29 protein-coding genes and 3 pseudogenes are annotated in these 24,648 nt (G+C 74.4%); 14 read left to right on the top strand and 18 right to left on the bottom strand.

Going from position 1 to position 24,648, the window contains the following annotated elements:
• The 5 genes and pseudogenes from ABEB16_RS01560 to ABEB16_RS01540 form a co-directional block, all read left to right on the top strand.
• A pseudogene (locus tag ABEB16_RS01560) lies at positions 1 to 380 on the top strand (hypothetical protein); the annotation flags it as partial.
• Between the two features lie 139 nt (positions 381 to 519).
• Positions 520 to 1,548, top strand: a complete 1,029-nt coding sequence (trxB, locus tag ABEB16_RS01555; protein ID WP_345710518.1) for a thioredoxin-disulfide reductase — start codon at positions 520 to 522, stop codon at positions 1,546 to 1,548.
• A 78-nt stretch (positions 1,549 to 1,626) separates the two neighbouring features.
• Positions 1,627 to 1,971, top strand: a complete 345-nt coding sequence (trxA, locus tag ABEB16_RS01550) for a thioredoxin (RefSeq protein ID WP_345710517.1) — start codon at positions 1,627 to 1,629, stop codon at positions 1,969 to 1,971.
• Between the two features lie 123 nt (positions 1,972 to 2,094).
• On the top strand, positions 2,095 to 2,424 hold the full coding sequence (locus ABEB16_RS01545) for a hypothetical protein (protein WP_345710516.1): 330 nt from the start codon (positions 2,095 to 2,097) through the stop codon (positions 2,422 to 2,424).
• Complete coding sequence (locus tag ABEB16_RS01540; RefSeq protein WP_345710515.1) at positions 2,421 to 3,056, top strand: GAF domain-containing protein; 636 nt, start codon at positions 2,421 to 2,423, stop codon at positions 3,054 to 3,056. The genes ABEB16_RS01545 and ABEB16_RS01540 overlap by 4 nt, the downstream gene beginning before the upstream one ends.
• 42 nt (positions 3,057 to 3,098) lie before the next feature.
• Here ABEB16_RS01540 and ABEB16_RS01535 read toward each other — a convergent pair whose 3' ends face one another.
• Entirely contained in the window at positions 3,099 to 3,761 is a 663-nt protein-coding gene (locus tag ABEB16_RS01535) for a dihydrofolate reductase family protein (protein ID WP_345710514.1), read from the bottom strand.
• 68 nt (positions 3,762 to 3,829) lie between these two features.
• On the opposite strand from ABEB16_RS01535, the gene ABEB16_RS01530 reads away from it, so the two are divergent.
• Positions 3,830 to 4,015 carry a hypothetical protein gene (locus tag ABEB16_RS01530; RefSeq protein ID WP_345710513.1) on the top strand — a complete coding sequence of 62 codons (186 nt, stop codon included), beginning with the start codon at positions 3,830 to 3,832 and terminating at the stop codon, positions 4,013 to 4,015.
• On the opposite strand, the gene ABEB16_RS01525 is transcribed toward ABEB16_RS01530, so the two are convergent.
• The 6 genes from ABEB16_RS01525 to ABEB16_RS01500 form a co-directional block, all read right to left on the bottom strand.
• Positions 4,008 to 4,214, bottom strand: coding sequence for a hypothetical protein (locus ABEB16_RS01525; protein WP_345710512.1), 207 nt, complete (start codon positions 4,212 to 4,214; stop codon positions 4,008 to 4,010). The two genes, ABEB16_RS01530 and ABEB16_RS01525, sit on opposite strands and share 8 nt — an antisense overlap.
• A 204-nt stretch (positions 4,215 to 4,418) precedes the next feature.
• On the bottom strand, positions 4,419 to 4,562 hold the full coding sequence (locus ABEB16_RS01520; RefSeq protein WP_345710511.1) for a hypothetical protein: 144 nt from the start codon (positions 4,560 to 4,562) through the stop codon (positions 4,419 to 4,421).
• Between the two features lie 470 nt (positions 4,563 to 5,032).
• On the bottom strand, positions 5,033 to 5,341 hold the full coding sequence (locus ABEB16_RS01515) for a PIN domain-containing protein (RefSeq protein ID WP_345710510.1): 309 nt from the start codon (positions 5,339 to 5,341) through the stop codon (positions 5,033 to 5,035).
• Between the two features lie 8 nt (positions 5,342 to 5,349).
• The gene (locus ABEB16_RS01510) at positions 5,350 to 5,646 is read right to left on the bottom strand and encodes a type II toxin-antitoxin system Phd/YefM family antitoxin (RefSeq protein WP_345710509.1); all 297 of its coding nucleotides are present in this window, start codon (positions 5,644 to 5,646) and stop codon (positions 5,350 to 5,352) included.
• A 282-nt stretch (positions 5,647 to 5,928) separates the two neighbouring features.
• Positions 5,929 to 6,501, bottom strand: a complete 573-nt coding sequence (locus ABEB16_RS01505; RefSeq protein WP_345710508.1) for a hypothetical protein — start codon at positions 6,499 to 6,501, stop codon at positions 5,929 to 5,931.
• Positions 6,502 to 6,643: 142 nt separating this feature from the next.
• Positions 6,644 to 7,645 carry a helix-turn-helix transcriptional regulator gene (locus ABEB16_RS01500; RefSeq protein WP_345710507.1) on the bottom strand — a complete coding sequence of 334 codons (1,002 nt, stop codon included), beginning with the start codon at positions 7,643 to 7,645 and terminating at the stop codon, positions 6,644 to 6,646.
• Between the two features lie 90 nt (positions 7,646 to 7,735).
• On the opposite strand from ABEB16_RS01500, the gene ABEB16_RS01495 reads away from it, so the two are divergent.
• A complete protein-coding gene (locus ABEB16_RS01495) occupies positions 7,736 to 8,473 on the top strand; it encodes an alpha/beta fold hydrolase (RefSeq protein WP_345710506.1) in 738 nt (245 codons plus the stop codon).
• A 68-nt stretch (positions 8,474 to 8,541) separates the two neighbouring features.
• On the opposite strand, the pseudogene ABEB16_RS01490 reads toward ABEB16_RS01495, so the two are convergent.
• The 3 genes and pseudogenes from ABEB16_RS01490 to ABEB16_RS01480 form a co-directional block, all read right to left on the bottom strand.
• Positions 8,542 to 8,643: pseudogene (locus ABEB16_RS01490) on the bottom strand (type II toxin-antitoxin system PemK/MazF family toxin); the annotation flags it as partial.
• The gene (locus tag ABEB16_RS01485) at positions 8,640 to 8,819 is read right to left on the bottom strand and encodes a hypothetical protein (RefSeq protein ID WP_345710505.1); all 180 of its coding nucleotides are present in this window, start codon (positions 8,817 to 8,819) and stop codon (positions 8,640 to 8,642) included. The pseudogene ABEB16_RS01490 and the gene ABEB16_RS01485, both read right to left, overlap by 4 nt.
• Positions 8,820 to 8,888: 69 nt before the next feature.
• Positions 8,889 to 9,563 carry a GNAT family N-acetyltransferase gene (locus ABEB16_RS01480; RefSeq protein ID WP_345710504.1) on the bottom strand — a complete coding sequence of 225 codons (675 nt, stop codon included), beginning with the start codon at positions 9,561 to 9,563 and terminating at the stop codon, positions 8,889 to 8,891.
• 180 nt (positions 9,564 to 9,743) lie between these two features.
• Here ABEB16_RS01480 and ABEB16_RS01475 point away from each other — a divergent pair, with 180 nt between their 5' ends.
• Together ABEB16_RS01475 and ABEB16_RS01470 are read left to right on the top strand one after the other, a co-directional pair.
• Complete coding sequence (locus ABEB16_RS01475) at positions 9,744 to 11,147, top strand: aminotransferase-like domain-containing protein (protein WP_345710503.1); 1,404 nt, start codon at positions 9,744 to 9,746, stop codon at positions 11,145 to 11,147.
• Entirely contained in the window at positions 11,144 to 12,160 is a 1,017-nt protein-coding gene (locus tag ABEB16_RS01470; RefSeq protein ID WP_345710502.1) for a D-alanine--D-alanine ligase family protein, read from the top strand. The genes ABEB16_RS01475 and ABEB16_RS01470 overlap by 4 nt, the downstream gene beginning before the upstream one ends.
• A gap of 59 nt (positions 12,161 to 12,219) precedes the next feature.
• On the opposite strand, the gene ABEB16_RS01465 is transcribed toward ABEB16_RS01470, so the two are convergent.
• The 8 genes from ABEB16_RS01465 to rpmH form a co-directional block, all read right to left on the bottom strand.
• Positions 12,220 to 13,551: a ParB/RepB/Spo0J family partition protein gene (locus ABEB16_RS01465; RefSeq protein WP_345710501.1), complete on the bottom strand. Its 1,332-nt coding sequence runs from the start codon at positions 13,549 to 13,551 to the stop codon at positions 12,220 to 12,222.
• Positions 13,548 to 14,531: a ParA family protein gene (locus ABEB16_RS01460; protein ID WP_345710520.1), complete on the bottom strand. Its 984-nt coding sequence runs from the start codon at positions 14,529 to 14,531 to the stop codon at positions 13,548 to 13,550. The genes ABEB16_RS01465 and ABEB16_RS01460 overlap by 4 nt, the downstream gene beginning before the upstream one ends.
• 445 nt (positions 14,532 to 14,976) lie before the next feature.
• Entirely contained in the window at positions 14,977 to 15,804 is an 828-nt protein-coding gene (gene rsmG, locus ABEB16_RS01455) for a 16S rRNA (guanine(527)-N(7))-methyltransferase RsmG (protein ID WP_425560076.1), read from the bottom strand.
• A 48-nt stretch (positions 15,805 to 15,852) separates the two neighbouring features.
• Positions 15,853 to 16,428, bottom strand: a complete 576-nt coding sequence (locus tag ABEB16_RS01450; RefSeq protein WP_345710500.1) for a Jag family protein — start codon at positions 16,426 to 16,428, stop codon at positions 15,853 to 15,855.
• 114 nt (positions 16,429 to 16,542) lie between these two features.
• On the bottom strand, positions 16,543 to 17,571 hold the full coding sequence (yidC, locus tag ABEB16_RS01445; protein ID WP_345710499.1) for a membrane protein insertase YidC: 1,029 nt from the start codon (positions 17,569 to 17,571) through the stop codon (positions 16,543 to 16,545).
• Positions 17,572 to 17,684: 113 nt separating this feature from the next.
• A complete protein-coding gene (gene yidD, locus ABEB16_RS01440; protein ID WP_345710498.1) occupies positions 17,685 to 17,960 on the bottom strand; it encodes a membrane protein insertion efficiency factor YidD in 276 nt (91 codons plus the stop codon).
• Complete coding sequence (gene rnpA, locus ABEB16_RS01435) at positions 17,953 to 18,315, bottom strand: ribonuclease P protein component (RefSeq protein ID WP_345710497.1); 363 nt, start codon at positions 18,313 to 18,315, stop codon at positions 17,953 to 17,955. Before rnpA ends, yidD begins: the two co-directional genes overlap by 8 nt.
• Positions 18,316 to 18,334: 19 nt before the next feature.
• Entirely contained in the window at positions 18,335 to 18,472 is a 138-nt protein-coding gene (gene rpmH, locus ABEB16_RS01430; protein WP_345710496.1) for a 50S ribosomal protein L34, read from the bottom strand.
• Between the two features lie 402 nt (positions 18,473 to 18,874).
• Between rpmH and dnaA the strand changes: the two genes are divergently transcribed.
• From dnaA to ABEB16_RS01405, 5 genes and pseudogenes are all read left to right on the top strand, one after another.
• Positions 18,875 to 20,404 carry a chromosomal replication initiator protein DnaA gene (gene dnaA, locus ABEB16_RS01425; RefSeq protein WP_345710495.1) on the top strand — a complete coding sequence of 510 codons (1,530 nt, stop codon included), beginning with the start codon at positions 18,875 to 18,877 and terminating at the stop codon, positions 20,402 to 20,404.
• A gap of 648 nt (positions 20,405 to 21,052) precedes the next feature.
• Entirely contained in the window at positions 21,053 to 22,180 is a 1,128-nt protein-coding gene (gene dnaN / locus ABEB16_RS01420; RefSeq protein ID WP_345710494.1) for a DNA polymerase III subunit beta, read from the top strand.
• 80 nt (positions 22,181 to 22,260) lie between these two features.
• The gene (gene gnd / locus ABEB16_RS01415; RefSeq protein WP_345710493.1) at positions 22,261 to 23,172 is read left to right on the top strand and encodes a phosphogluconate dehydrogenase (NAD(+)-dependent, decarboxylating); all 912 of its coding nucleotides are present in this window, start codon (positions 22,261 to 22,263) and stop codon (positions 23,170 to 23,172) included.
• A gap of 28 nt (positions 23,173 to 23,200) precedes the next feature.
• Complete coding sequence (gene recF, locus ABEB16_RS01410; protein WP_345710492.1) at positions 23,201 to 24,391, top strand: DNA replication/repair protein RecF; 1,191 nt, start codon at positions 23,201 to 23,203, stop codon at positions 24,389 to 24,391.
• Positions 24,381 to 24,648, top strand: a pseudogene (locus tag ABEB16_RS01405) (hypothetical protein); the annotation flags it as partial. The gene recF and the pseudogene ABEB16_RS01405, both read left to right, overlap by 11 nt.

Genomic DNA, 24,648 nt, shown 5'->3' with positions numbered 1-24,648 from the left:
CGGACTACCGCTCCGCCTCGGCCGCCGCCCAGGTGGGCGCCCTGCCCGCCCTCCGGGCGGCGGCGCCGGAGGACGCGCAGGAGGAGCGGGGCACGGGGGGCCCGGAGCTGCTCAGCGAGCCCGCCGCCGAGCCCACTCCCGGGCCCACCCCCGGGTCCGCCGCGGATCCCGGCGCGGCGGTGGCTGCGCTGGCGTGCGCGCAGGCGCTGGGGGCGCGCACCGAGACCGCCGTCGCGGTGGACCTGGCCACGTGGGAGGGAGACCCGGCGACCGTCGTGGTGCTGCCCGCCGCGGGCGGCGCCGGCTACCACGTCCTCGTCGTGGCGGCGGGGTGCACGCCGGGGCAGCCGGCGCTGGCGGCGCTGGACCTGCCCGGCTGAGGCGCCGGGGCGGGCACCCGGACGGGGCCGGGCGGGGAACAGCGGCGACCTACGATCGGTTGAGGCGCGTGAGCGGCGGCCCGGGACCTCCGGGTGCGCACCGCGGCCGGCCGGACCGCCCAGTCAGAGGAGTTCCTTCGTGAACGACGTCCGCAACGTCATCGTCATCGGCTCCGGGCCGGCGGGGTACACGGCTGCCCTGTACGCCGCCCGCGCACAGCTGGCACCCCTCGTCTTCGAGGGGTCGGTGACGGCCGGCGGGGCGCTGATGAACACCACGGAGGTCGAGAACTTCCCCGGCTTCCGCGACGGGATCATGGGCCCGGACCTCATGGAGGGCATGCGGGCGCAGGCGGAGCGGTTCGGCGCCGAGCTGGTCACCGACGACGTCGTGGAGGTGCGCCTCACCGGCGACGTCAAGGAGGTCGTCACCGGCTCCGGCGAGACCCACCGCGCCCGCGCCGTGGTCCTGGCGATGGGCTCGGCCTACCGCGAGCTGGGCCTGCCCGACGAGAAGCGGCTGTCGGGCCGCGGCGTGAGCTGGTGCGCCACCTGCGACGGCTTCTTCTTCCGCGGCCAGCACATCGTGGTCGTCGGCGGCGGGGACTCCGCGATGGAGGAGGCGAACTTCCTGACGAAGTTCGCCGAGACCGTGACCGTCGTGCACCGCCGCGGCGAGCTGCGCGCCTCCCGGATCATGCAGCAGCGGGCGTTCGACAACCCGAAGATCCGCTTCGAGTTCGGCACCGAGGTGTCCGCGATCCTCGGCGAGGACAAGGTCACCGGCCTGCGGCTGCGGGACACCACCACCGGTGAGGAGCGGGAGGTCGCGGCGACGGGCCTGTTCGTCGCCATCGGCCACGACCCGCGCAGCGAGCTGGTCCGCGGGCAGGTGGACCTGGACCCGGAGGGCTTCATCCTCGTCGAGGGGCGCAGCTCCCGCACGAACCTGCCGGGGGTGTTCGCCGCCGGCGACGTCATCGACCACGACTACATGCAGGCGATCACCGCCGCCGGTTCCGGCTGCGCGGCCGCCCTCGACGCCGAGCGCTACCTCGCCCACCTGGGTGGGGTCGCGCAGGGCGAGAACCCGCCGCGGGAGGAGACCGTCGACCCGGTCGCCGCGCACGGCGGCACCGTGCCCCGCCCGCAGCCCGCCGCGCTCTGAGACCCGGCCGGCCCCCGGGCCGGCCCGACGCACTCCCCCGTCCCGGCCCGGGGCGGGACGATCCCCGAGGAGGAACCCGTGGGCGCGACCCAGCCCGTCACCGACGACACCTTCGAGACCGTCGTCCTGAAGTCCGACAAGCCCGTCCTCGTGGACTTCTGGGCGCCGTGGTGCGGCCCGTGCCGCCAGGTGGCCCCGATCCTGGAGGAGATCGCCGCCGAGCACGGCGAGCAGCTCCAGGTCGTGAAGATCAACACGGACGAGAACCCGCAGACCGCGGCGCGCTACGGCGTGACGTCCATCCCGACCCTCAACGTCTACTCCGGCGGCGAGGTCGTGAAGACGATCATCGGTGCCCGGCCGAAGCCCGCGCTGCTGCGCGAGCTGGCGGAGTTCACCCAGGCGCAGGCCCCGACCGCCTGACCCGCACGCCCCGACGGCGCCGTCCCCGACCGGGGGCGGCGCCGTCGTGCGTGCGGGGGCGGTGGTGGCGGCCATCCGGGTGCCGGGGCTCCACCCGGTGCGCGCCGGTGCCGATGGACCGCTGTGACCACCACGACGGCTGCCCCCGGGGCCGCGCGCCCGGCCGTGATCGCCGACGGGGCGCGCGCGCGCGGCCTCACCGAGCCGACGGTGCTGGACTGGCTGACGGAGATGTCCGCGGTCGTGGGGCCGGAGCGGATGCTGGCGGCGTGGTCGCAGGCCACCGTCGCGACCGGCGCGCACGGCATGGCGCTGCCGGTGGAGCAGCTGCAGGTGGTCGGGCAGTGGCTGGTGGACAACGCCACGGACGCGCCGGTGCGGATGGCGGCCCGCAGCTGCCTGGCCCGGCTGCGGACCTATCAGGTGCTGGCACGCACGAGGAGCGCACGATGAACCACGCCGAGCACGCCGACCACGGCGCGGCCGCCGACGCCGCGGTCCCCGCCTGGCTGACGGACGCCTGGGCGGCCGAGCACCTCGACGGCCCGAGCCGGGACCCGCTGCACGAGGAGGCCCGCCTGGCCGCCGTCGATGCGCTCGGCGCCGACGACGTGGAGCGGGTGCAGCCGCTGACGGAGGACCTGCTGGCCGGTGTCAGCGCCGGGACGGGTGCGCCCGTCGGCCTGCTCAACGTGGTGCTGTCCGGTGCGCAGATCATCTCCGGCGCGCACGGGCTCACCGGCTGGCTGGCCGAGGCCCGCGCGACCCCCGCGGAGTGGGCGCTGTGCGCGACGGTGGTGCGCACCGGGGAGGCCTACGTCGTTCCGGACCTGACCGCGGACGCCGCCACGGCGGACAACCCCCTCGCCGTGGTGGACGGCATGCGCGCCTACGCCGGGGTGCCGCTGCGCACGAGCACCGGTCACGTCATCGGCTCGATGTGCGTTCTGGACACCGAGCCGCGGGAGTTCTCCGCCGACGACCTGGCGGCCCTGGAGGTGGCCGCCGACGAGGCGGTGCGGCGCCTGGAGCAGCAGGCGGGCGGGGGCGCGGAGGTCGCGGGACCGGGCGGCGCGACCTCCTGAGCGGTCGGTCCCGCCCGGCGGAGGCGCCCGCCGGCGGGCGGGTCAGGCCGGTCGCCGGGTGAGGGTGAGGTGCGTGACGCCGCTCGGGGAGGAGGTGGCCTCGGCGTCGAAGCGGGACTCGACGCCCTCCTGCCCGTCCCACAGCCGCACGCCCCGCCCGAGGAGGATCGGCACGACGACGAGGTGCAGGTGGTCCACCAGGTCCGCGGTGAGGAAATCGCGGACGGTGGAGGGGCCCCCGCCGATGCGGACGTCCAGCCCGCCGGCGGCCTCCCGGGCCAGCGCGAGGGCCTCAGCGGGCGTGGCGTCGACGAAGTGGAACGTGGTCCCGCCGTCCATCTCGACCGGCGGGCGCGGGTGGTGGGTCAGCACGAACACCGGCGTGTGGAACGGCGGCTCGTCCCCCCACCAGCCCCGCCAGTCGTGGTCGGTCCACGGGCCGTGGTGCGGGCCGAACTTCCCGCGCCCCATGATCTCCGCCCCGATCCCCCGGTTCCACGAGCTCGCGAACGCCTCGTCGACGCCGACGCCGCCCCCGGGCTGGCCGAACATGCCGCGGAAGGTCCGGGTGCCGAAGGCCCACTCGTGCAGCCGCTGGCCGGCGTGCCCGAAGGGCGCCTCGAAGGTCTGGCCCTCGCCGGTCGCGAAACCGTCGAGGGAGACGCTGAAGTTGTGCACGCGCACGCGTGACGGGGAACCGGTCATGGCGGGGTGGACCCGTCGCGCCCCGGGGACTCATCGCCGCGGGCCGGCGGGAGAACGGGGAGGGCGAGATGGCTCGTCCGGTCCCGCTGCCGCCCGTCGGCCCCCACGGTGATCGCCCGTGGTGCGGTACCGGCACCCGCACCTACCAGGTCGCGCAGATCGGGGCTCCGACCCGGCTGCACGTCCTGGTGGACGACGATCCGCGCTGCTCCGTGGGCGTGTGGGGCCACACCCCACCCACGCCGATCAGCTGAGGGGCGCGGCCGGGCCGCGGCGCACGGCGCACCGGCGGGCGTGCAGCGCGAAAAGCACCGCGCTGACGGTGAAGGCCCCGGCCGGCAGGAAGCCGAGGGTCTTCTCCCCGCTGAGGGCGTCGATCCAGAACGAGACGGAGAGCGCGAGGAACATGACGGCGAGGGCCAGCCAGGTGCTGGGCCGATCGTCCCAGCTCACGGCCTCGCTCCCCTGACCGGTCGAGGGCTGCGGAGTGCGCTGCTGGGGCATGCCAGCACTCTTCCCCGTGAGCACCTGCTCACCATCGTCCGATGGTCTGGCTCCCGATCACCCCATCGACCGACCACGCCCTCTCCGCCCCGACGGCCCACGGCGCTGTCGCCGCTCGGGCTTCCCCGGACCTCTGCTTCCGTGTCGGCCTCGTCAGTCCTGGCGCGCTGCCAAGAACGCCGAGGACACCCAGAAGGCGATCGCGGCCGCCCCGGCCCAGGCCATGGTCATGACACCGGATGCGACGACCAGCGCTGCACCCCAGCGGAAGGTGGTGTACGAGGTGTCGCTACCCATCCACAGGAGCACCCCGACGAGCAGAAGCAGTCCACCTACGACCGCTCCTCCCACCGCAGCCGTCTGCAAGCCCACCAGGTACGTGCTGGCGCGTGCCAGCGCTCGGCCGTCGGTCCGCGCGTCCTGGTCGCCCTGTCGGCCCATTCACGCATCATGACCGACTGGTGGACGCCGGCAGGCGCATCAGCACCCACCGCGCCGGGTGAAGCCTGTCAGCCGGCTCCACAAGCGCCCGCTCATGGCTCCCTCCCATGTCAACAGCGGGGTCTCGTGGTCAGCGACCACGCGATCGCCCGCCAGCTCCTCCTCTCCGAGAAAACGGTCCGCAACCACGTCGGGACGGACTCGGCGATCGCCGTCCCTGCCACCACCGTGCCCGCAGGTGCCGTCCTACAGACGTGATCCCTCGGCGGTGGACGCCCGCCTCCGCGACGAGCGAGCGGCGGCCGCCGACTCGCCGCGGCCAGCATTCAGGGCCTTGTCACCTCGAGCAACGTCTCCAGTCCCCGGTAGTCGTCGAGGTCGGAGGTGATGGGCGTGAGGTCATGAGCCCGAGCAGTAGCGGCGATCATGAGGTCCAGGTGGCGAGGCCTGGACCTGCGACCGATGGCCACGACCGCTGCGGCGTCGTCGTAGCGACGCTGTCGCGCCGCCCGCTCCACCGGGTCGGTGACGCTGTCGATCCCGCCGGCCAGCTCGAACATGGTCAGGATCGAGATGGAGGCCCCGTCCACGACGAGCCCGTCGATGAGCGCATCGGTGTCGATCAGCACGGCCACGGGCCGGATCACTCCTGCCGGTGGTGCGGGGCTCGGGTGTAGGGGTCGTCCAGCTCGTCGTCGAAGGTGTCGCCGACGTCCCGTTTCCAGGCGTCCGCCTGCTGTGCGGTGAGCGGTGCGTTCTCGTACAGGGCTCGTAGGGTCTCGGCGCTGGCGAAGCGTTGCGGCTTCACCGGAGGTGGGCTCATCCGGAGGATGCCGAAGCTCTCGCCGTTGACGGTGACTTCGAACTCCTCACCATCACGCAGCTCGCGGAGGATCCTGCCGCTGTCGTTGCGGAGCTCCCGCTGGCTGATCGTCCTCACGGCACCACTGTGGCAACGAACTGCTACAGCCGGGCGGCTTCCGGGCCTCTGGGAGCCGGACGACCCCGTCCTCGGCGGCGGTGGCGGAGGCGGTAGCCCGCCGTCCCCACCGCCACCGGAGCCGTTCGACAACGGCACGTACCACGGCCGCGCACCACTGACCGGCGCCACCTACCCGCCTCGGGACGGCGCGAACCACCCCGCCCCCGGGGACGACGAGGCGCCGGGCACGTCCTCCGGGAAGTGAGCCGACCGCGCGCCCACACCGCCGGTGGAGCGCGGTCACGAGTGGCTGTCGGGTCCCGGGGCGATCGGTGCGGGAACTCGAGGCGAGGCGTGCCGCGCGCCTGCCGGCCGGGGCCCGGGCGCGGTCGTGCGGATCCGCTGGGAGGCGGTGGTGGGCAGGTAGCAGGCGCCCGCCACGGTGAAGGAGCCGTAGACGAGGAGGAAGACCCACTCGGCCAGGGGGCCCGGGTCACCGGGAGCGGTGGGCCACAGCCCGATCACCGGCCCGAGCGTGACCGCCAGGGCGACCGACCCGAGCAGCAGCAGTGCGGTTCCGGCCAGCCATCCCGCTGTGCGCAGCAGCCGCGCGAGCAGCGAGGAACCGCCGGCCCGGGCGGAGGCCAGCACCAGCAGCAGCACGATGGCGAGCAGGTCGAGCCCGACCGTGCCCCACAGGGCGGCGAACAGCTCACCCTCGCTCAGCGAGGCCAGCATCTGCCGCCACCGGGCGCCGTCGCGCACACCGACGTCGACGCCCACCGCCCACGACGCCTTCAGCGCGGCGTAGGCGGCCAGCGCGCCGATCCCGACGGCGGCGCTGACGCGGCGCAGGTGCCCGGCTTCTCCCATGCCGCTCATCCGATCGCACGCCGTGGAGCGTCGGCGTCCTCCCCGCGGGGCGGGTCACCGCGACGACAGGTGGACGCACGCGACGTCCACCCACGCCGCCCTCGGCGCGCGATGCTCGCCGCGCGGCGAGACGTCCTGCTGCTCACGACCTCCGCGGACCAGCCGTGGTGCCGGCGCCGCGCACCGCACCGGCCCGGAGGCGCTCGGACAGGGCGAGGACCTCCTCGCGCAGGGCGTCGGGGGTGATCACCTCGAAGTCCCAACCGAGCCCTGCCAGCATGCGGGCCATGCCGTCGAGGTGCTCGACGCGCGTCTGCAGGAGCACGCCGTCGAGGTGCTCGCCCAGCCGTCCTACGCTCGGGGGCAGGCGCTCGCTCGCTGCCGCGAGGGTGGTCCGCAACACGACGGCGACCTCGTGCGACCACCCGACCGCCGCGATGCCGGACACGACCTGCACCGTCGCGTCGAAGTCGGCGGGCACGACGTAGGAGCCGTCGTGGGAGCCGTCGCCCTGCCTGACCGAGGCGATGCGGTCCAGGCGGAACGTCCGCACCTCGTCACGGCCGTGATCGTGTCCGGTGGCGTACCACCGGCCGGAGTGGAAGACCAGGCCGTAGAGGTCGAGCTCACGCTGCGACTCCTGCCCGTCCCAGGCGGTGTAGTCGATGACGACGGTGCGCCGCGCCTGCACCGCCCAGGCCAGGTCGAGCAGCGTGTCGGCGCCGGCGGGCGAGCCGGTGCGCGCCGGGGTCGTGAAGCGTGCGCTCGACAGCAGGCTGTCGAGCCGCTGGCCCAGGGACCGCGGCAGCACGCGCGACACCTTGGCCAGCGCGCTCGCCGTCGCCGAGTGGTCGGTGGTGGCCAGCCCCGCGCGTTCCGCGGCCCGCAGACCCAGCACGACGGCGACGGCCTCGTCGTCGGTGAGCATCAGCGGCGGCAGCTTGTACCCCGGGGAGAGCCGGTAGCCGCCGTACCTGCCCCGCTGCGCCTGGACCGGGATCCCGAGGTCGGCGAGGTGCTCGGCGTAGCGCCGTACGGTCCGCTCGTCGACCCCGAGCCGCGCCGCGAGATCGCCGACGGTGCGCTGCCCACCCGCCTGGAGCAGCTCCAGCATCGCCAGCACGCGTGCGGTGGGGCGGCTCACGCCCGTCCTCGCAGCTGCCTGGACGCAACGGTGATGTCCGGTCCGGATACCGGGCGGGAACTGTCCACAAACCACCGTAGCGTCACGGCCATGAGCACCACCTACGTCCTCGTCCCCGGCTTCTGGCTCGGCGCCTCGATCTGGCGCGCCGTCGCGGACCCGCTGCGCGCACACGGCCACGTCGTGCACGCCGTCGACCTGTCCGGCATGGGCGAGCGCGCGCACCTGGCCTCGCCGCAGACCGACCTGACCACCCACGTCGACGACGTCGTGCACCTGCTCGAGCAGCACGACCTGCACGACGTCGTGCTCGTCGGCCACAGCTACGGCGCCCTGGTGACGACCGGTGCGGCAGACCGCGTACCGGAGCGGGTGGCCCGCCTGGTCTACATCGACTCCGGTCCCCTGCCGGACGGCACGGCGCAGGCCGACTTCGATGGACCCGAGGCGCGCATGGCCGACGAGGACCGGGTCATGACGGACGGCGAGGGCTGGAAGCTGCCACCGCCGCCCTGGTCCGTGATCGCCGCCGAGGTACCTGAGGTCGACGACGACGCCGTGGCCGCGCTCGTCGAGAGCTCACGACCGCAGCCTTGGCGCACCGCCACCCAACCGGTCGCGCTCACCGGCGCCTGGGAGCGCCTGCCGCGGACGGGTGTGCTGTGCAGCTTCAGCCTCGAGCAGCTGCGGCAGATGGCGCCCGGCGCGCCGGTGTTTGTGCACATGGTCGACGGCGACTGGACGTACGTCGAGCTGCCGACGTGGCACTGGCCGATGGTGAGCCGACCGGTGGAACTCGCCGAGGTGCTGGAGTCGGTCAGCCGCTAGGCGCCGGAGTCCACCCGCCGTGCTCTCGTCCCTCGGGGCCGGGACGAGCCCGGTCCGAGGAGCCGTTCGGCCTGGTCGTCGCTGACCACGACCGCCGGCCGACGCGTGCTCGCCTCGCTGCCGCGGACCGGGTCGAGGTCCACGAGGCGCACCTCCCCGCGGCGCATCAGCGCAGTCCGTCGGCCGCCGCACCTCCCCAGACCTCACGGTCCCCGGAGTCGTCCCACTCCCCCCACGCCGCGGCGTGGTCCTCCTCCTGCCGCTGGTGGGGCGCCGTCACGGGCGGCGCGGAGCGATCCTCCGACCCGCCGGGCACGTCCGCACCGGCGGGGAGGCGCTTCACCATGACGCCAGCCTCCCACCGGTCGTGGTTGCCTCGGTCCGAGTCATTGCAGACGCGGCATGACCGCGTGCGTCACGTCGTCGCCGGCGGCGCGCCCAACCCGCTCAGCGCCGGCACCCGCACCGACCCCAGCAGCCGCTCCAGCGCCTGCTCGACGTCCTCCCGCCACGCCAGCGCCGAGCGCAGCTCCAGCCGCAGCCGCGGGTAGCGGTGGTGCGGGCGCACCGTCGTGAACCCCACCGACAGCAGCATCGCCTCCGGCAGCAGGCAGTCCCCCTCGTGCGCACCGGGCGTGCAGGCGGTGTCGGCCGGGTCGGCGGGCGGCGCGGCCACCCCGAACGCCTCGATCGCCTTGAAACCCCGCTTCGTGAGGTCCTTCGCCGCACCCTGCACGAGCATCCGCGCCAGCCCCCCGCCGCGCTGGTCGGGCCGCACCCACCCCGTCATCAGCAACACCGCGTCACCGCTGACCGGCGAGGTGGGGAACGCGCCGGCCCGGGGGGAGAACACCGGCGGGGCGTAGACCACGAAACCGGCGAGCTCGTCGTCGACGTACAGCAGCCGCCCGCACGGCCCCCACTGCAGCAGGACGGTGGAGAACCAGACCTCCTTCTCGAAGTCCGGGTACCCGGCGGCGGCGGCCTGCTTGGCGGCCACGGCGTCCAGCTCCCAGAACACGCAGCGCCTGCTGGCCTCGGGCAGGTCGCCCAGGACGTCGAGCGTCAGCGGCACCATGCGCCGGCCCATCGAGGAGCTCCTCCCGCATCCGCCAGACCTGCCGAGGCCCGCCCGCGGCGACATGGGGCGGTGACCGTGCGCGCGCCGCAACAGCACAGGCATCCTAGACAGGGGGCGGTGCACACCGCAGGAACGCCACCAGAGGCTCCTGCCCCGCCCCCCGCCGTTGGGTGAGCACCTGGAGGACCGATGAGACAGCCGCACGAACCCGTGATCCCGCGCGCAGCCGAGGCCGCTGCCGCCGCCGGGGCCCGGGCCGCGGCCGCCTCGGCAGACCCGGGGGCGGCGCGCGCCGCGGTGGGCAACCGGCTCGACCCGTGGCTCGCGGCGTACGCCGAGCGCACCCGCTCCATGACGACGTCGGAGATCCGCGCCCTGTTCTCGGTGGCCAACCGCCCCGAGGTGGTGTCGCTGGCGGGCGGGATGCCGTACCTGCCCGCGCTGCCGCTGGAGGTCATCGGCGGCATCGCCCAGCGCCTGGTGGCCGAGCGCGGCGCCGTGGCGCTGCAGTACGGCTCCGGGCAGGGCGAGGAGGTGCTGCGCGAGCAGATCGTGCAGGTCATGACCGCGCAGGGCATCCACGCCTCCCCCGAGGACGTCGTCGTCACCACCGGCTCCCAGCAGGCCCTGGACCTCGTGGCGCGGGTGTTCCTCGACCCCGGGGACGTGGTGGTCGCGGAGGCGCCCAGCTACGTCGGCGCCCTCAACGTCTTCCGCTCCTACCAGGCCGACGTCGTGCACGTGGCGATGGACGCCGAGGGCCTGCAGCCGCAGGCGCTGGAGGAGACCCTGACGGCGCTCGCGGCCGCCGGACGGCGTGCGAAGTTCCTCTACACCGTGCCCAACCACCACAACCCCGCCGGCGTCACGCTGTCCGCCGCCCGGCGCCCGCAGGTGCTGGAGGTGGCCCGCCGGCACGGGGTGCTGGTGCTGGAGGACGACCCGTACGCGCTGCTCGGCTTCGACGGGGACCCGCTGCCGGCGCTGCGCTCCCTGGACGCCGACGGCGTCGTCCACCTGGGCTCCTTCTCCAAGACCTTCGCCCCGGGCTTCCGCGTCGGCTGGGCGGTGGCGCCGCACGCGGTGCGCGAGAAGCTCGTGATGGCCGCGGAGGCCTCGGTGCTGTGCCCGACGTCGTTCGGCCAGCTCGCCATCGCCGAGTACCTGTCCACGTACGACTGGCGCGGGCAGGTCAAGGTGTTCCGCGAGCTGTACCGGGAGCGGCGCGACGCCACCCTGCAGGCGCTGGCCACCCACCTGCCCGAGGCCCGCTGGACGCACCCCGAGGGCGGCTTCTACGTGTGGGTGACGCTGCCGGAGGGCCTGGACGCCACCGCGATGCTGCCGCGGGCGGTGACCGCGCGCGTGGCGTACGTGCCGGGCACCGCCTTCTACGCCGACGACTCTGGCCGCAGGCACCTGCGGCTGTCGTACTGCTTCCCCACGCCGGAGCGGATCGTGGAGGGGGTGCGGCGGCTGGCCGGCGTCGTGCAGTCGGAGCTGGAGACGCAGGCGATGTTCGGCCCGGTCCTGGGCGGCTCCGCGCACGTGCACGGCGGCAGCGCGGACGCGCCCGGCCCGGAGCTGGCGTGAGCCCCCGGGTGGCCGTCCTGGCGGGCGGCATCTCCCACGAGCGCGACGTCTCGCGCCGCTCGGGCCGCCGGGTGGCGGACGCGCTGCGGGAGGCGGGGTGCGAGGTGTTGGTGCTGGACGTGGACGCCCAGCTGATCCCGGCGCTGCGGGCCGAGGCGCCGGACGTGGTGTGGCCGGTGCTGCACGGCGCGGTGGGCGAGGACGGCTCGATCCGGGACGTGCTGGAGCTGCTGGGGCTGCCGTACGTGGGCACCCGCCCGGCGTCGTGCCGGCGCGCGTGGGACAAGCCGGTGGCGGCGGCGGTGGTGGAGCGCGCGGGGCTGGTGGTGCCCGAGGCCATCGCGCTGCCGCACGACCTGTTCCGGGACCTGGGGGCGCCCGCGGTGCTGTCGGCGGTGCTGCAGCGGCTGGGCCTGCCGCTGGTGGTGAAGCCCGCCCGTGGCGGCTCGGCCCTGGGCGTGGGCGTGGTGCGGGAGCCGGGCGACCTGCCGCGGGCGGTCGTGGAGTGCTTCGCCTACGGCGACACGGCGGTGCTGCAGCGGTTCGTGGCGGGCACCGAGGTGGCGGTGGCGGTGCTGGACATCGACGGCGCGCCGCGGGCGCTGCCGGCGGTGGAGATCGTGGCGGACGGGCCGTACGACTACGCGGCGCGCTACACGGCGGGGGCCGTGGAGTTCTTCGCCCCCGCCCGGCTGGACCCGGAGGCGGCGCGGGCGGTGGCCGCGGCGGCCGAGCGCGCGCACGAGGCGCTGGGGCTGCGGCACCTGTCGCGGATGGACTTCATCGTCGACGCGCAGGGGGTGCCGCACTTCCTGGAGGCGAACGTGGCGCCGGGGATGACGGAGACGTCGCTGCTGCCGCTGGGCGCGGCGGCCGCCGGGGAGGACGTGGAGTCGTTGTACCGGCGCATCGTGGACGTGGCGGTGGCCGAGGCGGTGGGCGGGGGCACCCCGGTCCCCCGGCACGCGGCCGACGGTGCACCGGCGACGGCGGGTGGGCTGCTCACCCCCTGAGGTCAGACCACAGGCGCGGGAGGGGGCCGGTCCCGGCGGGACCGGCCCCCTCCCGCGTCTCAGGCCTCGGGCGCGCGCCCCTCGAGCACCCGCAGGATGCGGTCGAGGTCGTCCACACCGGCGAAGTCCACGGTCAGCCGCCCCTTGCGCCGGCCCATGGTGATCGACACGCGGGTGTCGAGCCGATCGGCCAGGGCCCCGGCCCGCTGCTCCAGCTCCGGCCGCGCCGGCGCGGGTGTGCGCCGGGCGCGGGCCGGGGCGGCGCCCCCGCCGAGGGTGACGATCTCCTCGACGGCCCGCACGGAGAGCCCCTCGGCGACGATGCGCTGCGCCAGGCGTTCCATGGCCGCGCCGTCCTCGAGGGCGAGCAGGGCGCGGGCGTGCCCGGCGGACAGGACCCCGGCCGCCACCCGGCGCTGCACGAGCGGGGGCAGCTTCATGAGCCGCAGGGTGTTGCTGATCTGCGGCCGGGAGCGCCCGATCCGCCCCGCGAGCTCCTCGTGGGTGCAGCCGAAGTCGTCCAGCAGCTGCGCGTAGGCGGCGGCCTCCTCCAGCGGGTTGAGCTGGCTGCGGTGCAGGTTCTCCAGCAGCGCGTCGCGCAGCAGGTCGTCGTCGGTGGTGTCGCGCACGATGGCGGGCACCACGCCGAGCCCGGCGGCGGTGGCGGCCCGCCAGCGCCGCTCGCCCATGACGAGCTCGTAGCCGGGCTCGCCGTCCGCCGCACCGGGGATCGGCCGGACGACGACCGGCTGCAGGACGCCGACCGTCGCGACGGACCGGACGAGCTCGTCGAGCTCCTCCTCGTCGAAGACGGTGCGCGGCTGCTTGGCGTTGGGCACGATCGCCGTGACGGGCAGCTCCAGGAAGCGGGCACCGGGGACGGGCACCAGGTCGTCGCCCGGCTCCACGCGGGGCGCGACGTCGGCCGGGACGTCGTCGGCTAGGACGTCGTCGCTCGTGACCTCAGCAGCCGACGCGTCAGCGGCCGGGGCGTCGGGAACGTGCTCGTCGGGCGCCGTCCCGGTCGCGGGGGGCTCCACGCTCTCCACGGCAGCCGGCGGCACCTCGGCGGGCAGGTCGGGACCGGGCGCTTCGGCCTCGTCCACGTCGGGCAGCGTCGGCTGCTCGCTGCGTCGCGGTTCCACGTGAAACGGTGCCGCGGGGGCGGAGCGGAGCGCACCGGCACCGGTGCGGGCCATGAAGACGGTGCGGCCGGCCCCCTCCGCGGTCGCGGGGACGTCCTCCTCCGCCGGCGCGTCGGCGCGCTGGTCGAAGAACACGTCCACCGGCCGTGCCTGTGCGGTGCGCTCGGCGGCCGGCCGGGGAGCGCCGGGCCCGTTGGGGATGAGGGCTCCCAGTCCCCTGCCGAGTCCGCGACGCTTCTCGCTCACGCTGTGCCTTCCGCTCGGTCGCCGGCGCTGCGGCGGGCTGCTGTTCCATCGGTCCACCGCGACCACGGATCGGGTCCGCCGCGTGCGCCGGCCCCTGCGTCGGCACGCGCCGCGCCACCGCCGGTCACCGCCACCGGGCCGTCCTCCGGCGGGGCACCGCGCTGCGCCAGCTCCCGGGCCGCCTCCAGGTAGGCCAGCGCACCGCTGGAGCTCGGGTCGTACGCCATGACGGACTTGCCGTGGCTCGGGGCCTCGGAGATGCGCACGGACCGCGGCACCAGCGAGCGCAGGACCTGCTCCCCGAAGTGGCTGCGCACCTCCTCGACCACCTGCGCCGCCAGCCGCGTCCGCCCGTCGTACATGGTGAGCAGGATCGTGGACACGTGCAGGTCCGGGTTGAGGTGCTGCCGGATGAGGTCGATGTTGCTCAGCAGCTGCGTCAGCCCCTCCAGCGCGTAGTACTCGCACTGGATCGGGATGAGCACCTCGGGTGCCGCGACGAAGGCGTTGATGGTCAGCAGCCCGAGGCTGGGCGGGCAGTCGATGAGCACGTAGTCGACGCGCCCCGCCCCGGAACGTTCCACGCTGCGCAGGTACGCGGCGAGCGCACGCTGCAGCCGGGACTCCCGCGCCACCATGGAGACGAGCTCGATCTCGGCGCCGGCCAGGTCGATGGTGGCGGGGGCGCACCACAGGTCGCCCGGTTCCTCGCAACGCTGCACGACCTCGGCCAGCGCCTTGCCCTCCACGAGGACCTCGTAGACCCCGGGCACCTCGGCGTGGTGCTCGATGCCGAGCGCCGTGGAGGCGTTGCCCTGCGGGTCCACGTCGAGCACGAGGACCTTGAGCCCGGCCGCCGCGAGGGCCGCGGCCAGGTTCACCGCCGTGGTCGTCTTGCCGACGCCGCCCTTCTGGTTGGCGATCGTGATGATGCGCGTCTCCGCCGGTCGCGGCAGCGTCAGCGGCACGTCACCGTCCACCGGAGCGGGCGGTACCGGCGCGGGGAGCGGAACGTCGTCGACATCGTCCTCGGTGCGCGGCGCGCCGACCAGTGCGGAGGTCGCCGAGCGTGGGGGCAGCACAGCGGCGAGGGATTGACGCTGCTCCTCCGCCTCGGCGTCCTCGGTGCGCACCGCGTCCACCAGCACGGGAGCCTCCACGGCCGCGGGATCGGGCGCAGCCGTGGTTTCACGTGGAACATCCACCGCATCCGGGCTACCCGCCGCGGGGAACGCGTCGTCGGCGCGCTCCACCGCTGGTGAGGGCGACTCGTCCGCCTCGGGGCTCACCGCACCACCCTCGGTGTGTGTTTCACGTGAAACGAGCCCTTGCCAGCCCGTCGGCTCCGGGCTGGCCTCGCCCGACGGGCGCAGGTCCATCCAGCCCACCGGGCTGGTCGCGCTACCCGCTCCGGGTGTCGTTGCGTCAACCACGAGCTGCCCCACCTCCCCTTCCACGCCGTCCTCCCGTCCTCGACGCCCCGCGACCGGCGGCCTTCGCCTGCCGGGGCTGGCGTCCGCGCCCTGCCTGCGTCGACGTCCGCAGCGGTCCCGTCCCACGGAGCACCCGCACCACCACCAGGTCCTCACCGTCGATGCCCGACGGGCAGGTCAGCACCTCGGGCTCCTCGGGCACGCCCCAGCGCCGCAACGTCGGCCAGGCTGTCTCGATCTCCTGCGCGGCGGTGCGCCCCTTGATGGCCAGCACGGCCCCGTCGGTGCTGGTCAGCGGCAGTGCCCACCCGGCGAGCTTGTCCAGCGCCGCCACGGCTCGGGCGGTCACGACGGGTGCGGCGAGCTCGCCGGCGAGCTCCTCCGCCCGGGCGCGCACCACGTGGCACCGATCGGCGAGGTCCAGCGCGGCGACCGCCTCGCGGAGGAAGTGGTAGCGGCGCTCCAGCGGCTCCACGAGGGTGACCCGGAGGTCCGGTCGGGCCAGCGCCAGCGGGATCCCGGGCAGGCCAGCTCCCGAACCGATGTCGACGACGTGCGTCGCCTCGGGCACGACGTGCCGCAGCGCCGCGCTGTTCAGCAGGTGTCGCTCCCACAGCCGCGGGACCTCGCGGGGGCCGATCAGTCCGCGGACGACGCCGTCCGTGCCGAGCAGCGCCGCATAGCGTTCCGCCTGCACCAGGTGCGGCCCGAAGACGTCGGCGGCGACCGCCGGAACGACGACGGGGGGTGGTGGCGTTTCACGTGAAACACCACCACCCCCCGTCGTGGGCACCACGTCGGCAGAGTCGGCTCCGAGCACCCCGGGAGCCTACCGAGCCGCGACGCCCGCCCGGCGCACGCCGCGCAGTCAGTCGGCGGTCGGCGCGAGGATCACGACGTACCGGCGCGGCTCCTCGCCCTCCGACTCGCTCTGCAGGCCGGCAGCGGCCACCGCGTCGTGCACCACCTTGCGCTCGAAGGCCGGCATCGGCTCCAGCCGGGTGTCGGTGCCCGAGGTCCGCGTCCGCTCGCACGCCTCCGTGGCGAGCGAGGTGAGCGCCTCGCGGCGGTCGGCCCGGTAGCCGGCGACGTCGAGCAGCAGCCGCGTCCGGTCACCGGTCTGCGCCTGCACGGCCAGCCTGGTCAGCTCCTGCAGCGCCTCGAGCACGTCGCCACCCTCCCCGACGAGCTGCTGCAGCTTCCGGTGCGAGCCGCCCTCGGCCACGATCGCCACCGACGCCCGGCCGTTCTCGATGTCGATGTCGATGTCGCCATCGAGGTCGGCGATGTCGAGCAGTTCCTCGAGGTAGTCGGCGGCGATGTCGCCCTCCTCCTCGAGCTTCGCCTGCCCGCTGCGTCGCGGGCCGGCCGCCGGCGCCGCTGCCGCGACCACCGCGGCGTCCTCCGCCTCGAGCTCCTCGGTCTTCGCGGTCACGTCGTTCATCAGTCCTCCTCACGAGCTCCCGTCCGGGGGCTCTCCAGGCACCGGCACACGCCGCTGCCACGTCGTGCGGGGCGCCCCTGGAGTGGGACGCCCCGCATGGTGGGTCTGCCGGGGTCAGCGGGTGCGTCCCCCGCTGGCCGGTGGCGTGCCCGGCCGGGTCCGGCGGTTGCGGTCGTTGCGGCGGGGCTGCTGGCGCTGCCCGCTGCGGCGGACCGGCTGACCGTTCGAGGACCCGTCCGCGGCCGGTGCGGCGTCCCCACCGGCGGCGGGGGCGTCCTTGCTCAGGCTCAGCGGCGTCCCGCGGCGCGCGGCCTTGCGGGCACGGCGCGCCTCGAGCTCCTTCTCGGCGAGCGAGCCCGGCGACGGCATGCGGCGGATGACGTAGAACTGCTGCCCCATCGACCAGAGGTTCGTCGTCAGCCAGTACAGCAGCACGCCGATCGGGAAGTGCACGCCCGAGATGGCGAAGATGACGGGCAGCAGGTACAGCATCATCTTCTGCTGCTGGGCGAAGGGGTTGCTCTCGTCCATGGCGCTGGAGGTGTTCTTCGCCATGAGCTGCTTCTGGGTGATGAACTGCGACGCCGACATCAGCACGATCATCGCGATCGTGAGGATGGCCGTGGCCGGGTCGCTCTTGTCACCCCAGAAGGTCGCCGACAGCGGGGCGCCGAAGAGGGTGGCGTCCCGCGCCTGCGCCGCGAGCTGGTCGGTGAGGGCACCGATGCCGTTGCCGTCCTTGATCCCGTTCAGGGTGTAGAACAGCGCGAGGAAGATCGGCGACTGCAGCAGCAGCGGGAGGCACGAGGCCATCGGGTTGGTGCCCGACTCCCGGTAGAGGGCCATCATCTCCTGCTGCATGGCCTGCCGGCTGGCGGGATCCGTCTTGCCCTTGTACTTCTGCTGGATCTTCCGCATCTCCGGCTGGATGACCTGCATCCCGCGCATCGCCTTGATCTGCTTGACGAAGAGCGGGATGAGCACGATGCGGATGACGATGACCAGCCCGATGATGGACAGCGCCCACGTCGGCCCCCCGTCGGCATCCATGCCCAGGGCGGTGAAGAGCTCGTGGAACCTCACCATGATCCAGGCGACGACGTGCTGGATCGGTCTGAGGAGGCTCATGAAGAAGTCGATCATCCGAGGCGTGTCCTCCAGTTGTCTCGGCGCCGGCGGTTCCGGCCGGTCGTGCCGGTCCCGGGTCGGGACGTGGGCGACGTGCGGGCGAGGGGTACCGGTGCGACCGGTGCTCCTCAACCGCGCGAGGGGGAGCCCCTCGGCGGAACGGGGTCCACCCCTCCAGGGTTCCACGGGTGGCAGCGCAGCAGGCGGCGCACCGTCAGCCAGGTACCCAGCAGGGCACCCCGGGTGCGTAGCGCCTCCACCGCGTACGCGGAGCAGGAGGGGTAGAAGCGGCACGTGGGGCCGAACACCGGCGACACGAGGAGCTGGTAGGCGCGCACGAGGAGGACGAGGACCAGCGCGGGCCAGCGCAGGGGGTGCCACAGCGACCGCGGCTGCTCAGCCACGGTCGTGGGCCCCGGCGACGGGGAGACCGAGCCTGCGCAGACCCCGGTCGAGGTCGGCTCCGAGCTCGGTGGAGGTGCTGCCGGCCGCGGCGGGCAACGCCCGCACCACGAGCAGCCCACCGGTGGGCAGCTCGTCGAGGCGGGCGGCGCAGAGGTGGCGCAGCTGCCGCTGGGTGCGGTGCCGCTGCACGGAGTCGCCGACGGCCTTGGAGACGACGAAACCCACGCGCGCCGGCCCGGTGGTCCCCGTGGCGGCGTAGTGGAGCACGACGCGCCGTGCTCCGGCGCGGCGGCCGCCCCGCAGGACGAGGGTGAAGTCGTCCCGGCGGTTCAGGCGGCGCGCGGCGGGGAGCACGGCGCGGTCGGGAGGTGCGTCAGGCCGAGATCTGCTCGCGGCCCTTGGCCCGGCGGGCCGAGAGGATGGCGCGCCCGGCGCGCGTGCGCATGCGCAGCCGGAAGCCGTGGGTCTTGGCCCGACGGCGGTTGTTCGGCTGGAAGGTCCGCTTGCTCACGTCAGGTCTCCAGGATCGATCGGAACGGGGCTCGGGTGCTGGCCGCCACGACCCTCCCGGTCCAGGACCGGTGCAGAACTCCGGGACAGCGCAGAGCACAATCTCGGCCAGAGTACGGCCCACCGCAGCCCGTGGTCAAAGCGCCGGGTCGGCGCCCGGGTCACCCGGCCCACCGCGCCTCGGGACGCGACCGCGACCCGCCCGGAGCACGCCCCGGTGAGGGGCACTTGAACGGCTCGGGTCCGGGTTGTTACCGTCCGGCCTCGACTGCTCGCGTCCACCCCCGATCCAGCGGGGCATCGAGGGGGCGCTCGCCGCCGCACCCGCCGTCATGCACATCATGTGGACAAGGGTGTGGACAGCGACCCTCCCCGCAGCGCTGTACGACAGGAGTGGGCTTCAGTGGACGCCGAGGGCGACACCTTCTCGCACGCGTGGAAGCGCGCCGTGGCGCAGCTCGAGAGCTCGGGGGCCACGCACCAGCAGCGCGCCTTCGTCCGGCTGACCAAGCCGCTCGGGCTGCTCGACGGCATCGCGCTGCTCGCGGTCCCCAACGACCTGACCAAGGAGTTCATCGAGCAGAAGATGCGCGAGCCGCTCTCCGGGGCGCTCAGCGACGCCCTGGGGCACGCGGTGCGCATCGCGGTGACGGTCGACAGCTCGATCGGCTCCGAGCCCGCGCCCGCGCCCGCGACCACGTCCGCCGCCGAGCCGCCCGTCCCGGCCGAGGAGGACGAGCCCGCGGCGCCGCGGACCACCGAGGGTGGCCTGCAGCTCGACGACTCCGACCCCGACCTGCTCTTCACCGGCTTCCAGGTCGACCGGGGCCCGGGGACGGGCCGGCAGCTGGGCCGGCCCCCGGCGCGGGGCGCGGCCGCGCGGGGGAGCAAGGGGGAGACGGCCCGGCTCAACCCGAAGTACGTCTTCGAGAGCTTCGTCATCGGGGCCAGCAACCGCTTCGCGCACGCCGCGGCGGTCGCGGTGGCCGAGGCGCCGGCCAAGGCGTACAACCCCTTGTTCATCTACGGGGAGTCGGGGCTGGGCAAGACGCACCTGCTGCACGCCATCGGCCACTACGCGCAGAGCCTCTACCCGGGTGTGCAGGTGCGCTACGTGAACTCCGAGGAGTTCACCAACGACTTCATCAACTCCATCCGCGACGACAAGGCGCAGGCGTTCCAGCGCCGCTACCGCGACGTCGACGTCCTGCTCATCGACGACATCCAGTTCCTGTCGAACAAGGTGCAGACGCAGGAAGAGTTCTTCCACACCTTCAACACGCTGCACAACACGAGCAAGCAGGTCGTGATCACCTCCGACCTGCCGCCGAAGCAGCTGTCCGGCTTCGAGGAGCGGATGCGCAGCCGCTTCGAGTGGGGCCTCATCACCGACGTCCAGCCCCCGGACCTCGAGACCCGCATCGCGATCCTGCGCAAGAAGGCCATCGGGGAGCGGCTGGAGGCCCCCGACGACGTGCTGGAGTACATCGCGTCGAAGATCTCCAGCAACATCCGCGAGCTGGAGGGCGCGCTCATCCGCGTCACGGCCTTCGCCAGCCTCAACCGGCAGTCCGTGGACATGCAGCTCGCCGAGATCGTGCTGCGCGACCTCATCCCCAACGACACGACGCCGGAGATCACCGCGGCGACGATCATGGGGCAGACGGCCTCCTACTTCAGCGTCACGCTGGAGGACCTGTGCGGCACCTCGCGCTCGCGCACCCTGGTCACCGCCCGGCAGATCGCCATGTACCTGTGCCGGGAGCTCACGGAGCTGTCGCTGCCGAAGATCGGCCAGCAGTTCGGCGGTCGCGACCACACGACCGTGATGCACGCCGAGCGCAAGATCAAGCAGCAGATGGCCGAGCGCCGCAGCACCTACAACCAGGTCACGGAGCTGACCAACCGCATCAAGAAGCAGGCCGGCGCCTGAGCCGGACCCCCGCGGGAGCCTGACGGCCCCGGGCCGACGAGGAGTCGGCCCGGGGCCGTCGGCGTTCCGGGGCCGCGCTGCGGGGCTGTGCTGCGGGGACGAACGGCGCGACCGCGGTGTGACCTGCCTGTGCACTTCTCTCCACAGTCTGGGGACACGGCTGTGGACAACCGGCGCCGGAGCCGTGGACGACCCGGTGGACCACCGGTGCACGCGCTGCGGGTCGGCGGTGGACGGCTGTGCACGGTGTCCGCGCCGTCCACGGGCCTGTGGACGGTCGGGGGTGCGGCTCCGCAGGCCCTCCACACCCCCGAACAGGCCCGGCAACGCCCTGAACTGCGCGAACGTCGTTCCATCCCCAGGTTCCACAAGGGCTACGACGATGATGGATCCCCTAGGAGGAGGTCCGTCAGCCCACATCCACCCGTGGATGACGAACGCTGCGGGGGCGGACGGGGGATGGGGACAAACCCCGAGGGGAGGGCGGCGATCCCCGGTTCACCGGTGTCGGCGGACTCGCGTACTGTCGGGAGGCGCTGCGCACCCGGGAAGAGCACTGTGGACATCCGTCCTCGTGCCCGTCCGGGCGAGGGTGCGGTCGGAGAGCGCATGGGCCGGCGGAGCCGGCGCCGGAGGAAGGGGTGGCCCGTGAAGCTCCAGGTCGAGCGGGACGTGCTGGCGGACGCGGTGGCCTGGGCCGCACGCGCGCTGCCGAACCGTCCACCGGTACCCGTGCTGGCCGGGGTGCTGCTCGACGCCGACGCCCAGGGGTCGCTGACGCTCTCGAGCTTCGACTACGAGGTCTCCGCCCGGGTGGAGGTGCCCGCCCAGGTCGACGAGCCCGGGCGCGCGCTCGTCTCCGGCCGGCTGCTCGCCGACATCAGCCGCAGCCTGCCCGCGCGGCCCGCCGAGCTCGTGACGGAGGGCTCGAAGGTGACCCTCAGCTGCGGCGCCAGCCGCTTCGCGCTGCTGACGATGCCCGTGGAGGAGTACCCCCACCTGCCGGTGATGCCCCCGGCCTCCGGGACCCTGCCCGGTGACACGTTCACCGAGGCGGTCGCGCAGGTGACGATCGCCGCCAGCCGCGACGAGACCCTGCCGATCCTCACCGGGGTCCGCATGGAGATCGAGGGCGACCGCCTGACCCTGATGGCGACCGACCGCTACCGCCTCGCGATGCGGGAGCTGCGCTGGAACCCCGGCAGCACCGACGTCTCGGCCATCGCCCTCGTGCGGGCGCGCACCCTCTCGGAGGTGGCGCGGTCGATGGGCTCGGCCGGCAGCATCACGATGGCGCTGGGGGACGGGACCGGCGACCTCATCGGATTCGAAGCCGGCGGCCGGCACTCCACCTCGCTGCTGGTGGACGGGGAGTACCCCAAGGTGCGGGCGCTCTTCCCCGCCGAGTCCCCGGTGCACGCGGTCGTCGAGCGCGCCCCCCTCGTGGAGGCCGTCCGGCGCGTCGCCCTGGTGGCCGAGCGCAACACCCCCGTGCGGCTGCGGTTCGAGGACGGCGTCCTGGCGCTGGAGGCCGGCCAGGGGGACGACGCGCAGGCGTCGGAGGCCCTGGAGGCGGCCCTGGTGGGGGAGTCCATCTCGATCGCCTTCAACCCGCAGTTCCTCCTCGACGGGCTCGGCGCCCTGGCCACCACCTACGCCCGGCTCTCCTTCACCCAGTCCACCCGCCCCGCCGTCCTCACCGGCCAGCGCGAGCTGGAGGGCGAGGACGACACGAGCTACCGCTACCTGCTCATGCCGGTCCGGCTCGCCGCCTGAACCGCCCGCACCACCTCCGAGCAGTTCGTCCACGCACACCACGGGCCCGGCGCGCAGCGGGGCCAGGGAGGAAGCACCCGATGCACATCGGACTCGTCGGTCTCGGGAAGATGGGCGGCAACATGCGCGCCCGCCTGCGCGACAAGGGCATCGAGGTCACGGGGTACGACCCCAACCCGGACGTCACCGACGTCCCCTCGCTGGCCGCGCTCGTCGAGGCGCTGCCCTCGCCCAAGGTCGTGTGGGTGATGGTCCCCTCCGGCAAGATCACCCGCGACACCGTCGCCAGCCTGGCCCCGCTGCTCAAGGACGGCGACCTGGTGATCGACGGCGGCAACTCCAAGTGGACCGACGACGAGGTCAACTCCAAGCTGCTGGCCGAGCGCGGCACGGGCTACCTCGACTGCGGTGTCTCCGGCGGCGTGTGGGGCCGGGACAACGGCTACGGCCTCATGGTCGGCGGCGCCAAGGGTCACGTGGACCTCGCGATGCCCGTCTTCGACGCGCTGCGCCCCGACGGCCCCCGCGAGGAGGGCTTCGTGCACGCCGGTGGCACCGGCGCGGGCCACTACTCGAAGATGGTCCACAACGGCATCGAGTACGGCCTGATGCACGCCTACGCCGAGGGCTACGAGCTGCTCGAGGCGAAGGGGATCATCCACGACGTCCCCGCGGTCTTCAAGGCGTGGACCCGCGGCACGGTCGTGCGCTCCTGGCTGCTGGACCTCATGGTCCGCGCCCTGGAGGAGGACCCCAAGCTGGACAACATCCGCGGCTACGCGCAGGACTCCGGCGAGGGCCGCTGGACGCTGGAGCAGGCCATCGAGAACGCGGTGCCCATGCCGGTGCTGGCCGCGGCGCTGTTCGCGCGCTTCTCCTCCCGGCAGGAGGACTCCCCCTCCATCAAGGCGGTGGCCGCGCTGCGCAACCAGTTCGGCGGGCACGCCGTCACCTCGGCGGGGCCGACCTCCGGCGCCGGCTCCGTCAGCTGACCCCGACCGGGTCCGCTCCGCGATCCACGTGCACGTCGCGCACCTCTCGCTCGTCGACTTCCGCTCCTACCCGCAGCTGGAGCTGCCCCTGTCCGCGGGGGTGACCACGCTGCTGGGGCGCAACGGGCAGGGCAAGACGAACCTCGTCGAGGCCATCGGCTACGCGGCGTCCCTGTCCAGCCACCGCGTCAGCACCGACGCGCCGCTGGTGCGGCAGGGGGCGCCGCGGGCCGTGGTCCGCGTGGACGTGGTGCGCGACGACCCGGCGCGGGGGGAGCGGCACGCCCTCCTGGAGCTGGAGATCGCACCGGGCCGGGCCAACCGGGCCCGGCTGAACCGCTCACCGGTGCGGCGGCCGCGGGAGCTGCTGGGCACGCTGCGCAGCGTGCTGTTCGCCCCGGAGGACCTCGTCCTCGTCAAGGGCGACCCCGACGCCCGCCGCCGCTACCTCGACGAGCTGCTCGTCTCCCGCTGGCCGCGCCTGGCGGGGGTGCGCGCCGACTACGACCGGGTGGTGCGCCAGCGCACCGCCCTGCTGAAGTCGGCGGGCGCTGCCCTGCGCGGTGGCCGGGCCGACGTGCGCACGCTGGACGTGTGGGACGAGCAGCTCGCCACCACCGGCGCGGAGCTGCTGGTGGCGCGGCTGGCGCTGCTGCGGCAGCTGCGGGTGCCGGCGGCGGAGGCGTACCGCACCCTCAGCGCCGGGCAGGGGGACCTGGAGCTGCGCTACCGCTCCAGCCTGGCGGCGCTGGAGGGCAGCACCGCGACGGACCCGGACGGGGGCCTGCCGGCGGTCGTGGACGTGCGCGCCGCGCTGCTGGAGGCCGCGCAGCAGCAGCGCCGCGCCGAGCTGGACCGCGGGGTGTGCCTGGTGGGGCCGCACCGCGACGACGTGCAGCTGGACCTCGGCGGGATGCCCGCCAAGGGGTACGCCAGCCACGGGGAGTCCTGGTCGGTGGCGCTGGGGCTGCGGCTGGCGAGCTACCGGCTGCTGCGCGCCGACACCGCCGGGGAGTCGGGCGGGGACCCGGTGCTGGTCCTGGACGACGTCTTCGCCGAGCTCGACGCGGGCCGGCGGGACCGGCTGGCGGAGGTGGTGGCCGACGCCGAGCAGGTCCTGGTGACGGCCGCGGTCCCCGACGACGTGCCCCCGGCGCTGCGGGGCGGGGGTGCGCACCGGGTGGACGTCGTCGCAGGGGGTGCGCTGCATGCCGGCTGACGACGAGCCCGCCGAGCCTCCCGAGCCCGGTGGTCCCGGCGCGTCGCCCGCGGACCCCGACCCGCCGGCGGCTGCGGGACCCGCGGACCTCGCGCAGGACTCCGCACAGGAGGCAGCCGGTGGCGGGGGATCGGCGGACGCGGTGCGCGCCGCGCTGGGCCGGGCTCGCGCGGCGGCGCAGGCGCGGGCGCTGACACCGGCCACCCGCACCCGCGGCGGCGCGTTCGAGGCCCCCCGCACCGCCGAGGACCGCAGGG

Source organism: Kineococcus glutinatus, assembly GCF_039542765.1.
Lineage (GTDB): Bacteria > Actinomycetota > Actinomycetes > Actinomycetales > Kineococcaceae > Kineococcus_A > Kineococcus_A glutinatus.
The sequence above is the reverse complement of the archived record's forward strand: the minus strand, read 5'-3'. Positions and strand labels throughout refer to the sequence as shown.